Annotated in this window: 12 protein-coding genes; 7 read left to right on the top strand and 5 right to left on the bottom strand. The window is 70.8% G+C overall.

Translation table 11 applies throughout. The features are described from left to right. Window positions 1-18: 18 nt before the first annotated feature. Window positions 19-1,059, top strand: coding sequence for a DUF4192 domain-containing protein (locus tag ACQEU1_RS15710; protein WP_433201428.1), 1,041 nt, complete (start codon window positions 19-21; stop codon window positions 1,057-1,059). Here the strand turns inward: ACQEU1_RS15710 and ACQEU1_RS15705 are convergent. Genes ACQEU1_RS15705 through ACQEU1_RS15690 form a run of 4 tightly spaced genes read right to left on the bottom strand, consistent with a single transcriptional unit; the run spans window position 1,029 to window position 5,905 of the window. Then, window positions 1,029-3,032, bottom strand: coding sequence for a prolyl oligopeptidase family serine peptidase (locus ACQEU1_RS15705; protein WP_433201425.1), 2,004 nt, complete (start codon window positions 3,030-3,032; stop codon window positions 1,029-1,031). The two genes, ACQEU1_RS15710 and ACQEU1_RS15705, sit on opposite strands and share 31 nt — an antisense overlap. 6 nt (window positions 3,033-3,038) lie before the next feature. Further along, window positions 3,039-4,001: a UDP-glucose 4-epimerase GalE gene (galE, locus tag ACQEU1_RS15700; protein WP_433201422.1), complete on the bottom strand. Its 963-nt coding sequence runs from the start codon at window positions 3,999-4,001 to the stop codon at window positions 3,039-3,041. A gap of 36 nt (window positions 4,002-4,037) precedes the next feature. Next, window positions 4,038-5,213, bottom strand: a complete 1,176-nt coding sequence (gene galK / locus ACQEU1_RS15695; protein WP_433201419.1) for a galactokinase — start codon at window positions 5,211-5,213, stop codon at window positions 4,038-4,040. Continuing rightward, the gene (locus tag ACQEU1_RS15690; protein WP_433201412.1) at window positions 5,210-5,905 is read right to left on the bottom strand and encodes an iron dependent repressor, metal binding and dimerization domain protein; all 696 of its coding nucleotides are present in this window, start codon (window positions 5,903-5,905) and stop codon (window positions 5,210-5,212) included. Before ACQEU1_RS15690 ends, galK begins: the two co-directional genes overlap by 4 nt. 78 nt (window positions 5,906-5,983) lie before the next feature. Between ACQEU1_RS15690 and ACQEU1_RS15685 the strand changes: the two genes are divergently transcribed. Continuing rightward, complete coding sequence (locus ACQEU1_RS15685) at window positions 5,984-6,835, top strand: sulfurtransferase (RefSeq protein ID WP_433201409.1); 852 nt, start codon at window positions 5,984-5,986, stop codon at window positions 6,833-6,835. 27 nt (window positions 6,836-6,862) lie between these two features. On the opposite strand, the gene ACQEU1_RS15680 is transcribed toward ACQEU1_RS15685, so the two are convergent. Further along, complete coding sequence (locus ACQEU1_RS15680) at window positions 6,863-7,471, bottom strand: hypothetical protein (RefSeq protein WP_433201406.1); 609 nt, start codon at window positions 7,469-7,471, stop codon at window positions 6,863-6,865. A 78-nt stretch (window positions 7,472-7,549) separates the two neighbouring features. Here ACQEU1_RS15680 and ACQEU1_RS15675 point away from each other — a divergent pair, with 78 nt between their 5' ends. The 5 genes from ACQEU1_RS15675 (at window position 7,550) to ACQEU1_RS15655 (ending at window position 13,813) form a co-directional block, all read left to right on the top strand. Then, window positions 7,550-8,722: an acetoin utilization protein AcuC gene (locus ACQEU1_RS15675; protein ID WP_433201403.1), complete on the top strand. Its 1,173-nt coding sequence runs from the start codon at window positions 7,550-7,552 to the stop codon at window positions 8,720-8,722. A gap of 15 nt (window positions 8,723-8,737) precedes the next feature. Next, on the top strand, window positions 8,738-11,386 hold the full coding sequence (locus ACQEU1_RS15670; protein ID WP_433201400.1) for a GNAT family N-acetyltransferase: 2,649 nt from the start codon (window positions 8,738-8,740) through the stop codon (window positions 11,384-11,386). Between the two features lie 175 nt (window positions 11,387-11,561). Further along, window positions 11,562-12,392, top strand: a complete 831-nt coding sequence (locus ACQEU1_RS15665; protein ID WP_433201397.1) for a glutamate ABC transporter substrate-binding protein — start codon at window positions 11,562-11,564, stop codon at window positions 12,390-12,392. 31 nt (window positions 12,393-12,423) lie between these two features. Then, entirely contained in the window at window positions 12,424-13,191 is a 768-nt protein-coding gene (locus ACQEU1_RS15660) for a GntR family transcriptional regulator (protein ID WP_433201394.1), read from the top strand. 274 nt (window positions 13,192-13,465) lie between these two features. Continuing rightward, window positions 13,466-13,813 (top strand): hypothetical protein, encoded by a 348-nt coding sequence (locus tag ACQEU1_RS15655; protein ID WP_382444365.1) that lies wholly within the window; start codon window positions 13,466-13,468, stop codon window positions 13,811-13,813. The last annotated feature ends 29 nt before the right edge of the window (window positions 13,814-13,842 follow it).

Here is a 13,842-nt window from a genome sequence, read left to right as displayed (position 1 = left end):
ACCCTCCACAGTGGGCACATGCCCTCAACCCTCCCGAAGCCCATCCGCGTTCGCGAAGCAGGCGACCTCTACGCCGCGATCCCGCACCTGATGGGGTTCCACCCGGCCGACTCACTCGTCGTGATGGTGCTGCAGGACGACGTGGTCAACATGACCATGCGCGTCGACCTGCCCAGACCACGACATAGGGGATACCTGGCAGCTCAGCTGGAAGGCCCCCTGCTCGATCACGGTGCGGCGGAGGTGATCCTCGCGGTCGTGAGCGCGCCCTCGGAGAACATGCCCGAGGAGCTGCCCCACGAGCAGTTGATAGCCACGCTCAGGAATCGGCTGGGCGGTGTCGGCATCGACGTCGTCGAAGCCGTGTGGCTGCCGTCGTGCCAGAAAGACGCGCAGTGGCTCTGCTATCTCGACATCGACTGCCACGGCACATTGCCGGATCCTCAGCTGTCCGCTGTCGCCGCCGCGTCCGCGCACGAGGGCAACGTGACGTTCGAGTCACGTGCCGCCCTGGCCGCGATTGCCGCGCTGGATCCGCCTGAAGCCCTGGAACGCAGATCCGCGCTGCTCGACGAGCTCATGGCGGCCGTCGAGGACCCCGACCCGAGCGTCGAACTGCGCCGGGTGAGCGACGCGATCGACGCGGTGGAACATCGCAAGGGACCGTTGCCGGACAAGGAGATCGTCGCCCTGGCGAGGGCGTTGGCGATGCCCGTCGTCAGGGACGCCAGCATGGGGTTCGCCACGCAGGCGAGGTCCAGGCTCGCGGAACGGCTGTGGCTCGAGCTCACCAGGACCTGCCCGGCGCCGGAACGAGCGGAGCCGGCCGCCCTGCTCGCGTTCTACGCCTATCAGCGCGGTGATGGCGGAGTCGCGTCCATCGCGCTCGACGCCGCGGACGAGGCCTGCCCCGGCCATGCGTTGAGCAGCCTGATCCGTTCCGCGGTCAGCAGCGCGTTCCGGCCCTCCGACATGCGGGCGCTGTCCGCGACGTGCATGGACAGCGCCCGTTCACTGCTCGTTCGCGGTCAGAGCAGTCCGGGTCGTTCCCAGTCCTGATCCAGCACGTGCTCGGCCAGGAACGCCCACACCGTCTCGTACCAGACCCGAGAGTTGCCGGGGGTGAGAATCCAGTGGTTTTCAGTTGGGAAATAAAGATATTTCGCCTTGACCCCGTGGCGGACGAGGTCGAAGTAGAGGCGATGCCCCTCACCGATGGGAACCCGGTAGTCCTTGTCCCCGTGGATGACGAGCATGGGGGTCTTGATGTCAGCCACTCGCAGGTGCGGGGAGTTGGCCAGGATCCGCTCCGGCTGCGTGAGGGGGTCGCCCATCTCCCGCATCCAGAAGTAGGAGCTGTCGGTGCCGCCGGAGAAGGCGTCGAGGTGCCACAGCGAGGCGTGCGTGACGATGGCGCGGAACCGGTCGGTCTGAGTGGCGATCCAGTTGGCCATGTAGCCGCCGAACGAGCCACCCATCGCGGCAGTGCGGGAGGCGTCGATGTCGGCCCGCTCGACCGCGACGTCCGTGATGGCCATCAGGTCCGTGTAGGGCTCGGCACCCCAGCGGCCCCAGCCGGCCTTGATGAAGTCCGGCCCGTACCCGGTCGACAGGGCGGGGTCGGGCAGCAGGACGGCGTAGCCGCGGGCGGCCATCAGCCACGGGTTCCAGCGCCAGGTCCAGCCGTTCCAGCTCATGACCGGACCGCCGTGCACCCACAGCACCAGGGGCGCGGGGGAGTCGGCGGAGGCGCCTTCCGGCAGCACCAGCCAGGACCGGACGGTCCTGCCGTCGGCGACGACCGTCGAGATCTCGGTGAGGGTGCCGGGCACGGACGCGAGCGCGCCGGGCGCGCGCAGCCGTTCTGGATCCTGATCGGCACCGGTGGCGGCGAGCCGTACGGGCTGCGGCGGGTGGTCGACCGAGTTGCGCAGCGCGTACAGCGTCTTGCCGTCCGGGCTCACGACCAGGTCGCTGTAGTAACCGGAGACCGTCAGCTTCGTGATCTCACCGGTCGACAGGTCCAGCCGCCAGAGCGGCTGGTGCCCGAGATGGCTGGCGGTGAAGAACACCGCGGACCCGTCCGGGCTCACCACCGGGTGGTCCGGCTCCTCCTGGAAGCCGGGCGCCACTGGCGTGATCGAGTTGTCGGCCAGGTCGACGCGCACCAGATCGCGCCGGTGCGGGGAGTCCGGAGTGGACTCGCGGAACCGGACCGCGATCACCGTGGCCGAGTCCGGCGTGAACATGGCTCCGTGGAAGGAGAAACCCTCCTCGGAGGCGATGGCGCGGGACTCGCCGCCACTCGTCGCCACGATCCGCAGCTCGGTGCGGCGGCCGTAGGCGGCGCTGACGTCGACGTCGTGGCCGTAGACGGCCAGCTTCCCGTCCGGGCTCAGCGCGACGTCCTCGTCGCTGAGCCTGCTCTCGGAGTCCCCGCTCAGGGCGGCGACGGTTTCGGCGGTGACGTCCGCGAGGGGAGCCGCGAACAGTCGCGGGTAGGCAGGGCCGAGGTCCGCGTCCCAGTACCTGATCGGGTACGACTCGTGCAGGATCGCTGTCACGCCGGCGTCCTCACGGGCCTTGCGCTTGGCGTCGTCGCTCTCGCCGAACTCCGTGAAGCGGTACGCCGAGGACGTGAACAGCACCGTCTCGCCCGCGGCGCGCACCTGACCGACTCCGCCACCCGGCCGCAGCACCTCGGCGGCCTCGCCCCGGACCGGAAGCCGCCAGAGCGCCTTCTTGTCCTTGGTCCCACCTGGTTTCGCGAGCGGGTCCGGACGCGCCGACAGGAACAGCAGCGACCCGTCCGCGGCGAACACCGGGGAGGAGTCGCCCTTGGCGGAGCGGGTGAGCCGCACGGCCTCCCGCTCGCCGGTGGGGTCGACCTCCCAGAGCGAGCCCTGCCACGTCTTGCCGTCCGCGGCGAGCGAGGACACGACCGTGACGAGCCGGGTGCCGTCCGGGGACAGCGCGAGCGACGCGAGCCGCGGGGTGGCGTTGTAGCTCTCGAAGGAGGCGAAGTCGGTCATCCCGGCTCAGGCTCCGTGCCGGGCGCGGGTGAACTCCCACGCGTCGCGGACGATGCCGGTGATGTCCGCGCGCTCGGGCTTCCAGCCGAGTTCGGTGCGGGCCCGCTCGGCGGAGGCGACGAGGACGGCCGGGTCGCCGGCGCGCCGAGGGGCGACGACGGCGGGGATCGGGTGGCCGGTGACCTCGCGGCAGGTGTCGATGACCTGCTTCACCGAGAAGCCGGTGCCGTTGCCCAGGTTGTAGATCCGGTGCTCTCCGGCGGTGGCGTTCTCCAGCGCGAGGAGGTGGGCGTCCGCGAGGTCGAGGACGTGGATGTAGTCGCGGACGCAGGTGCCGTCCTCGGTGGGCCAGTCCTCGCCGTAGATCGAGATGTGCTCGCGCTGCCCGAGCGCGACCTGCAGCACGAGCGGGATGAGGTGGGTCTCGGTCGCGTGCCGCTCGCCGATGCTGCCGTAGGCGCCGGCGACGTTGAAGTACCGCAGGCTCGTCGCCGCGAGGCCGTGCGCCGCGGCGTACGACGTGATCGCGTGGTCGATGGCCAGCTTGGTGGCGCCGTAGGTGTTGGTCGGCGCGGTGGGGGCGGTCTCGGGGATCGGCACCTCCCGCGGCTCGCCGTACGTCGCGGCAGTCGAGGAGAAGACGAGCTTCGGCGTGCCGTGATCCTTCATCGCGTCGAGGAGCTGAATCGCGGTAAGGACGTTGCCCGTCCAATACTTGCCGGGGTCCTGCATGGACTCGCCGACGAGGGACTTCGCCGCGAAGTGCAGAACTCCGTCGAACCCTTCCGCGAGGACATCGCCGATCACGTCGGCGATGTCGCCCTGGATGAAGCGCGCTCCCGTGGGCACGGCGTCCTCGTGGCCGGTCGAGAGGTCGTCGAGGACGACCACCTCGTGCCCGGCTTCGAGCAGCCTGGCAGCGCACACACTGCCGACGTATCCGGCCCCGCCCGTGACGAGCAGCTTCACCACAGTCCTCGCATTCCTGGTCAAGATCGTTCTTGGCTACCGGTCCCTGCCCGCACCCGCGGACGGAACCGCCGTGAAAAGCCTCGGCCGCGTGAGCGAGCGCGAGGCGAAGCCGGCGAGCACGGACCGCTCGACCTCGTCGTGCCGTTCGACGGGCACGAGGGCGATGGCCGAACCGCCGAAGCCGCCGCCGACCATCCGGGCGCCCAGAGCGCCGGCCGCCATCGCGGAGTCGACGGCGACGTCGAGCTCCAGGCAGGAGACGCGGTAGTCGTCCCGGAGGCTCGCGTGGGAACCCGAGAGCAGCGTGCCGACGTCGGCGAGCTTGCCCGCGCGGAGCAGCTCGACCGTGCGCAGGACCCTGTCGTTCTCGGTCACGACGTGCCGCACCAGCGGACGCAGGTCTTCGGGCAGCCGGACGAGCGTCTGGTCGAGCTCCGCGATGTCGACGTCCCGCAGCGCGGGGACGCCGAGGATGGCGGCCGCGCGCTCGCAGCCCGCCCGCCGGGCGCCGTAACCGCCGTCGACGAGGGCGTGGCTCGCGCGGGTGTCGATGACGAGCACCTCGAGCCCGCTGGCAGCCGCGTCGAACGCGACCTGTTCCGGCTTGCCGGAGCGCACGTCGTAAAACAGCGCGTGCGCTTCGACGCAGCACAGCGATGCCGTCTGGTCCAGGATGCCGGTTGGCGCGCCCACGAAGTCGTTCTCGGAGCGCTGCACCCAGCGCGCGATGTCCGGCCGCTCGGCGTCGACGCCGGCGAGGCCGAGCAGCGCGAGCGCGACAGCGCACTCCAGGGCGTGCGAGGAGGACAGACCGGCCCCGGCGGGCACGTCGCCCGCGATGACGAGGTCAGCCCCTGCGGTGACGGGGATCCCCTGCTCCCGCAGGGCCCAGGCGACGCCGCTGGGGTACGCGGCCCACCCCTTGACGGTGCCGGGGACTAGGTCGGCGACCACGACCGGGTCCGCCTCCTGCACCCCGCCGTCGTCGCCCATCGTGCCGACGTTCATCACGCCGTCGGTGCGGGGCGACGCCGCGACCGCGATGCGGTGGGGCAACGCGAACGGCAGCACGTAGCCGTCGTTGTAGTCGGTGTGCTCGCCGATGAGGTTGACGCGGCCAGGAGCCGACCACACGCCCTCCGGCGTGCGCCCGTACAGGCGCTGGAACGCCTCGGCCGCCTTCGCCGCCGGTGTCGTCGCCTGGGTCACCGGGCGAGCACCAGGACGGCGTGGGCGACCGCGGGGTCGAGCTCGGCCTTGTTGCCGTTGCCGCCGCGCACCTGGATGACCTTGGCGCCACCGAGCGCCTCGACCTCCACGGTGCCGCCCGGCACCACGCCGGCGTCCTTCAGCTCGGCCATGAGGTCCGGGTCGAGCTGGACGTGCTCGGCGATGCGGCGCACCTCGACGCGGCCGCCACCGCGGCGGGCCACCTCGTCCACGCGCACCAGGTCCGCCTCGGCGGGCGGGGCGGGCTCGCCGTCGCCCAGCTTGTCGAGGCCCGGGATCGGGTTGCCGTAGGGCGAGGTGGTGGGGTTGCCGAGGAGCTTGATGAGCTTGCGTTCGACCGCCTCGCTCATCACATGCTCCCAGCGGCACGCCTCGCTGTGCACGTGCTCCCACTCGAGCCCGATGATGTCCACGAGGAGGCGCTCGGCGAGCCGGTGCTTGCGCATGACGGCGATCGCGAGGTTGCGGCCCTGCTCGGTGAGCTCGAGGTGGCGGTCCTCCGCCACGATCACCAGGCCGTCGCGTTCCATGCGGCCGACGGTCTGGCTCACCGTCGGTCCACTTTGGCCCAGGCGCTCGGCGATGCGGGCGCGCAGGGGCACCACGCCTTCTTCCTCAAGCTCGTAGATCGTGCGGAGATACATCTCCGTGGTGTCGATGAGGTCGTTCACACCCGCTCCCCTTCGTATGGTGTCAATGGTAGTCGTGCCGGGGGACACAGGTGTCCGCGCGGGTGCAGGATGTGAGTCGTGCATCCCTTGATCACTCCTGAGGCCCTCGCCGACGCGCTGAGTGCGCGTCCGGCCACCGTTGTGCTGGACGTCCGGTGGCGTCTCGGTGGACCACCCGGACGCCAAGACTACGAGGTCAGCCACGTGCCTGGCGCGGTGTACGTGGATCTGGACACCGAGTTGTCCTCTCCGCCCGGTGCCGGGGGCCGTCATCCGCTGCCGGAGCCGGAGCGCCTGCAGGACGTGCTGCGTCGTGCCGGCGTGCGTGAGGGTGGCCGGGTCGTGGCCTATGACGCGGGGGACGGGTCGGTCGCCGCGCGGGTGTGGTGGCTGCTGCGGTGGGCCGGGTTCGGTGAGGTCGCGGTGCTGGACGGCGGGTTCGCCGCGTGGGAGGCCGCCGGGCTGCCGGTGACCGCCGAGGTGCCGGCCGAGCTTGGTGGGGATGCCCTCGGTGACGTGGTGGTGCGGCCTGGGCAGATGCCCGTGCTGGACGCGGACGGGGCGGCGGCGCTCGCGCGGGACGGGGTGTTGCTGGACGCGCGGGCCGCTGCTCGGTATCGCGGGGAGACCGAGCCGGTGGATCCGAAGGCCGGGCACGTTCCGGGCGCGCTCAACGCGCCGTCCGCCGGGCACGTCGGGGCGGACGGGCGGTGGCTCGGGGCCGAGGAGCTGGCCTCGCGGTTCGCTGGGCTCGGGGTGTCGGGTGGTGGGGCCGTCGGGGCTTACTGCGGGTCCGGGGTGACCGCCTCGTCCGTGGTGCTCGCGCTGGAGGTCGCTGGGATCACGTCGGCTGAGAAGCCGGCCGCTTTGTACGCCGGGTCGTGGTCCAACTGGTGTGCGTTGGACCGGGAGGTCGCTACCGGCGGCTGAGTCGTGGGCCTGGTGCCGGTGGTGTGGTCAGGCGTTGGGGATTCGGTTGAAGCCCTCGGTGGCGAGTTTGAGGGCCGTTGCGCAGGTGTCCAGGTCGTCGATCGCCAGGACGCTCACCGAGAAGGCCGAGGTGATGGCGGCCGGGTCGTCGGTCAGCATGACCGTGACCTGGCAGTCCTCCTTGGAGGCGGCGACCTGCCAGGCGGTGTTGCCGCCGATCTCGATCTGCTTCTTCTCGCCGTCCTGTTCCAGGATGTCCGGGACCGTGACGATCTGGGTGATGACGGCGGACGGGCCCGTGGTGGTGTGGATGCAGCCGCCGTCCGCCGAGGACTTGCCGCCGGTGGCGGCTTCGATGTCCGCCGCCTTGAGGACGCCGCAGGTTTCGAGGCCGGTGGCCTTCTTCTTGGTGGAGATCTTCACCTTGCCCTGCTGCTGTTGCGGGGCGGTGGGGGTGGCCGGCTTGGAGTTGGCGGTGCTGGCCGGCGCCTTCCTCGAGGTCGTGGTGGGGTCGGAGGCCTCTTGGGTGGCGTTCGGGTCGGCCGTGGCGGTGCCCTTGACCTCGGCGGCGCAGCCGGTGGCGGCGAGGAGGGTCAGGCTCAGTGCTGCCAGTACGGCCGCTGGTCTCAGGTGCATGCGCCTCTGACCCCTGTTCGGTGAGATCGGTTCCGCCGGCCAGGTGCGCCGGGGCGAAGCGACTGTAGGTTGCTGGGCATGGGTAAGCCAGCCGCGGTTGTCTGGGACAGGTCCTTCCTCGGGTACGACCTCGGTGGCGACCATCCGCTCAATCCCGTGCGGCTCGACCTGACGGTGCGGCTCGCGACCTCGCTCGGGGTGTTGGACGGCGTGGAGTTGCGGGTGCCGGAGGCGGCCGGCGACGAAGAGATCGAGCTGGTGCACAAGCCCGGGTATTTGAGCGCTGTGCAGGCCGCGCCCACCGCGGGGTGGGATGTCGGGCACGGGCTGGGGACGGCGGACAACCCCGTGTTCGAGCGGATGCACGAGGCCTCTGCGTTGGTCGTCGGCGGGTCGTTGGTGGCGGCTCGGGCCATTGCGTCGGGGGAGGTGGACCGGGCTGTCAACATCGCGGGTGGGCTGCATCACGCCATGCCGGACAGCGCGGCCGGGTTCTGCGTCTACAACGACTGCGCGGTGGCCATCGAGTGGTTGTTGCGCAGCGGGGTGGAGCGCGTTGCTTACGTCGACGTCGACGTGCACCACGGGGACGGGGTGCAGACGGCGTTCTGGGACGACCCGCGGGTGTTGACGGTGTCGTTGCACCAGCATCCGATGAGCCTGTGGCCCGGTACCGGGTGGGCCGGTGAGGTCGGGGGTGCCGGGGCCGAGGGGAGCGCGGTCAACGTGCCGTTGCCCGCCGGGACCCGGGACGGCGGGTGGTTGCGGGCGTTCCACGCGACGGTGCCGGCGTTGCTGCGGGCGTTCCGGCCCCAGGTGCTGGTGACGCAGTGCGGAGTGGACACGCATCGGGAGGATCCGCTGGCGGACCTGTCGTTGAGCGTGGACGGGCATCGGGCGATCTACCAGGCTTTTCGGGACCTCGTGAACGAGCACGGGTACAAGTGGCTCGCGCTCGGCGGGGGCGGGTACGAGTTGTTGCGGGTGGTGCCGCGGTCGTGGACGCACCTGCTGGCGACGGTGCTGGACCGGGACGTCGACCCCAACCGGCCGCTGCCCGCGGACTGGGTGGCTCATGCGACACGGATCGCACCTGAGTGGCCCCTGCCCGCGTCGATGACCGACGGATGCGACCCTGGGTACCAGCCGTGGGGCGGGGACTCGGAGGAGCCGGTGGACAAGGCGATCCGCGAGACGCGCCGTGCGGTGTTCCCGCTGCACGGGCTTGATCCCGACGACCCCAGGGACTGACAGGTGCCGGACCGCGTGCCCGACGATGTGACCGGTGAGCGGGATCCGTTCGACTTCCCGCGGCGGTGGGAGGCCGACGTCGTCCTGAGCGACGGCGGCACGGTCCACCTGCGGCCCATCACGCCCGACGACGGCGAGCAGCTGCGGGAGTTCCACGGGCGGCTGTCGGAGCGCACGCGGTACTTCCGGTACTTCGGGCCGTACCCGCGGATCCCGCAACGGGACCTGGAGCGGTTCAGCACGGTCGACCACCACGACCGGGTCGCGCTCATCGCGTTGCTCGGCGACGACATCGTCGCCGTCGGGCGGTTCGACCGGCTGCACGGCGGCGGGCGCCGCGGCGACAGCGCCGAGGTCGCGTTCGTCGTCGAGGACGGGCATCAGGGGCGCGGGCTCGGCAGCATCCTGCTCGAACACCTCGCCGCCGCGGCCAGGGAGGTCGGGCTCGCCCGGTTCGAGGCCGAGGTGCTCGCCGAGAACGGGCAGATGGTCCGGGTGTTCCGCGACGCCGGCTACCAGGTCAGCAGGGCGTTCGAGGAGGGCGTGCTGCACCTGGAGTTCGCGATCGACCCGACCGACGAGTCCGTCGCCGTCGCCAGGGCACGGGAGCAGGCCGCCGAGGCGCGCAGCGTGCACAACCTGCTGCATCCGCGCAGCGTCGCGGTCATCGGCGCGTCCACCGACCCCACCAAGATCGGGCACGCGGTCCTCAAGAACCTCCTCGAGGCCGACTTCAACGGGCCTGTCTACCCCGTCAACGCCGAGCACCGCGCCGTACGGGGCGTGCGGGCCTATCCGACCGTGCTCGACATCCCCGACGACGTCGACCTCGCCGTCGTAGCCGTGCCCGCCGCCAGCGTCGACGAAGTCATGGACGGATGCCTGGCCAAGGGCGTGAAGGCGCTCGTCGTCGTCAGTTCGGGCTACGGCGAGACGGGGCCCGACGGGCTGTCGGCCGAACGCAGGCTCGCGGCGGAGGCGAGAGCGCACGGCATGCGCGTCGTCGGCCCGAACGCGCTCGGCGTCCTCAACCTCGACCCCAAGGTCCGCCTCAACGCGAGCCTCGCCCCCAAGCTGCCCGAACGGGGCCGCGCGGGCTTCTTCTGCCAGTCCGGAGCCCTCGGCACGGCCATCCTCGCCAACGCCGCCGGCTGGGGCCTCGGCCTGTCGACGTTCGTCTCCGCCGGCAACCGCGCCGACGTCTCCGGCAACGACCTCCTGCAGTACTGGGAGACCGACCCCGCCACCGACGTCGTCCTGCTCTACCTGGAGTCCTTCGGCAACCCGCGCAAGTTCGCGCGGCTCGCGAGACGGCTCGGCCGCACCAAGCCCATCGTCGCGGTGAAGTCCGGCCGCCACGCCGTCGTCCCCGGCCTCGCCGCCACCGCCGCCAAGGTCGACGAGGCGAGCGTCCAGGCCCTGTTCGAGCAGGCCGGCGTGATCAGGGTCGACTCGCTGGCCCAGCTCTTCGACACCGCCCTGCTGCTCGCCCACCAGCCGCTGCCCAAGGGCAGGCGCGTCGCCGTCGTCGGCAACTCCACCGCGATCGGCCTGCTCGCCGCCGACACGCTGCTCGCCCAGGACCTCGAGCTCGCGGGCGACCCCGTCGACGTCGGCGCCCAGGCCACGCCCGAGGAGTTCGCCAAGGCCGTCCGCGAGGCACTCGACCGCGCCGACACCGACGCCCTCGTCGTCGTGTTCGTGCCGCCGGTCGCCGTCCCCGGCACCGCCTACGCCCGCGCCATCAGGGAAGCCGCGCACCGCGCGAAGCCGATCGTGTCGACGTTCCTCGCGGTCGAGGGCGTCCCCGACGAGCTGCGGATTCCGGGCAAGGGCGGGATTCCCAGCTACGCCAGTCCCGAACGCGCCGTGCTCGCCCTCGCCAGGGCCGTCCGCTACGCCCGCTGGCGCGCCGCGCCGCAGGGCACCTTCGTCCGCCCGGACGGCATCGACCTCGACCAAGCGAGGTCCATTGTGGACAGCCCGGCGGTCGAGACCCGGCTCGATGACGAGCAGGCCGTGCGACTGCTGCGCTGCTACGGCATCGACGTCGTCCCGTTCCGCATCGCCCGCAGCGAGGAGGAGGCAGCCCAGGCCGCGGACGAACTCGGCTACCCCGTCGCGATGAAGGCCACCAGCGAACGCCTGCGCCACCGCACCGACCTCGTCGGCGTGCGCCTCGACGTCGCCCAGCAGGAGTCCGTCCGGGCCGCCTACCACGACCTCGCCGCGCTCTCCGGCAACCCCGGCGTCTACGTGCAACGCATGGCGCCCAAGGGAGTCAGCTGCGTCCTGGGCCTGCAGGACGACCCGAGCTTCGGCACGCTGGTCTGGTTCGGACTGTCGGGACTGGTCAGCGACCTGCTCGGCGACCGCGCCTACCGGGCCGTCCCGCTCACCGACACCGACGCGGCGGAACTCGTTGCCGCACCGAAAGCGGCGCCGCTGCTCACCGGCTACCGCGGCGACGAACCCGCGGACCTGAAAGCACTTCAGGAACTGGTACTCCGTTTGGCGGCGTTGGCCGAGGACCTTCCGGAGGTGCGCTCGTTGAAGCTCGAACCAGTTCTTGCTTCCGCCGCAGGCGCTTTCGTGAGCAGTGCGCGCATCGTCGTCGGACCCCCTCCGTCGCTGCACGACGCGGGACCGCGCCGTCTCCGGTAACCCGCTACTGATGAGTTACCGCAACGATTCCGATGTTTCATTCGCGTTGAGGTATGGACATGCGTCCTTTCGGCGCTTAGGTTTCCCGCATCGCCGAGCAGCACCCACCCAGGTGCGCAGGCGCATGCCCGTGGAATAAACGCCTTTGCTGAGAAACAGCTGTGAGTAGGGACGAATGACGCCGAGAGCACTTCTCCGCCTGGTGGCAGCCATCGCCGCCGTGCTCCTGCTCGCATCGTGCGCGGGTGGCGGCGGATCCGGAATGGCCGGCAAGGTCAGCTCGAACGACCGCATGGTCATCGCCGTGTCGTACGACCAGCCCGGACTGTCGGTCCGCAGGCTCGACGGCAGCTACCGCGGGTTCGACGTCGACGTCGCCAAGTACATCGCGGGCGAGCTGGGCGTCCCCGAGCAGAACATCACCTGGAGGGAAGCGCAGCCCGGCAACCGGGAGACCCTCCTGACCAGCGGTGAGGCCGACATGGTGGTCTCCACCTACTCGATCACCGACAAGCGCAAGCAGATCGTCGACTTCGTCGGCCCCTACTTCGTCGCGGGCCAGGACCTGCTGGTGCGCATGAACGAGAGCCGCATCGAGGGCCCGAAGTCGCTCAACGCCACCCTCCGCCTGTGCTCCACCGCCGGTTCGACCTCCGCCGCGTACGTCCGCGACCAGTTCGCGAAGGACGTGAAGATGGTCGAGTACGCGAAGTTCAGCGACTGCGTCACGGCGCTGCTCGCGGAGAACGTCGACGCCGTCACCACCGACGACGTGCTGCTCGCCGGGTACGCCGCGCAGAACCCCGAGCTCCTGCGGGTCGTCGGCGACCCGTTCAGCAAGGAGGAGTACGGCGTCGGCCTGCACCGCGACGACCCCGACAGCAAGGCCAAGGTCCAGGCCGCGATGCAGAAGATGATCGACACCGGCGCCTGGCGCAAGTCGCTGGAGGCCAACATCGGATCTTCCGGCTACAAGATCCCCGACCCGCCGAAGCTGGCCCCGTGATCACACGCGGCGTCACGTAGGCTCACGCCACGTGAACCGCGTCCCGCCGCACCGCGCTGATCGACCCGTTCGCGCGGGCATTCCCGAACACGGCCGCGTCCCGCGTTACTACGCGGTCAAGGCCGAGCTGTTCGACCTCGTCGAGAACCTCGGCGAAGGCACCGTCCTGCCGTCCGAACGCGAGCTCGCCGAACGGTTCTCCGTCTCCCGCGTCACGCTCCGCCAGGCCGTCAGCGAGCTCGTGCTCGAAGGCAAGCTCATCCGCCGCCAGGGCAGCGGCACGTTCGTCGCGCCGCCCAAGCTCGTCCAGCCGTTGTCCCTGGTCAGCTACACCGAGGGCATGCGCAGGCAGGGCGTCGAACCGAACCGCACGGTCATCACCGTCGAGGAGCTCGGCGCCGACGAGGGCCTCGCCCGCGACCTGGTGCTTGACCCCGGCGACCCGATCCTGCACCTCGAACGCGTGCTGCTCGCCGACGACGAACGCATCGGACTCGAATCGACCTACCTCAGCCTGACCCGCTTCCCGGACCTGATGGAGAAGCTCGACCCCGCCGGCTCGCTCTACGCGTGCCTCACCGAACGGCTCGGCGTGCGGTTCGCGGAGGCCGAGGAACGCGTTGAGACCGTGCTCGCCACGCCCCGCGAGGCGTTGCTGATCGGCACGAACCCGGCGCTGCCGATGCTGTTGCTGCACCGCGTGTCCTACGACGTCGACGGTCACCCGATCGAACGCGCCCGGTCGTTGTACCGGGGCGACAGGTTCAGCTTCGTGGCGCGGCTGCACGCGGAGCGCTGAGTCGCGCCTGTCCACTGTGGAGGGAATTCCTTTCGGGCCCCAACGGACAACGCTCTGCACTTTGCGTGACTTCCTTGGCGCGTCCGGGAGAGTGACGTTCGGCCGCGCTGACGCGAGCGCCGCCGCACCGGCGGACGAAGTGACTGCGGGTCACCGGAACCCCGTGCGGGCACAGGAAGAGACCGCCCGTTCGCACTCGTTCCCCGCTCAAGTCGCGGAGGTACTGTTGGTGGGACGAACTTCAGGACGTCCGCAACGGTGCGGAGGAGCGGGGGTGGCCGTGTCCTTCAAGGCGGAGTTCCTCGCAGAGCTCGAAGACTGCCTGCGCGGCTACGGCGCGGTTCCGGTGAGCAGTCCCGACGCGCTGGCGTTGTTCATCGAGTTCGTGCGCGCTCTTCCGGAGACCGATCAGAGGCTGCGCTGCCTCGAAGGCGTCGACCAGGGGTCGGGGTCGTTCTGGAACAACCCCGCCGTGTGGTGGGAGCAGGTGCCGCGGTTCGGTGCCGGGCTGCCGCGGTGCGGGTCGGCGGAGTGCCGCAAGCTGCTGGACGACATGCTGGACGAGGCGATCAGCGACGAGATCGACGTGCTGGAGATGGAGATCCGCGAACTCCCCAGCTGACCTGGACATGCCTGCCGGCGCCGCCACCT

The sequence above is a fragment of the Lentzea sp. CA-135723 genome (genome assembly GCF_050936595.1).
In the GTDB taxonomy this organism is placed as follows: domain Bacteria; phylum Actinomycetota; class Actinomycetes; order Mycobacteriales; family Pseudonocardiaceae; genus Lentzea.
This window is presented reverse-complemented; position numbering and strand designations above follow the sequence as displayed.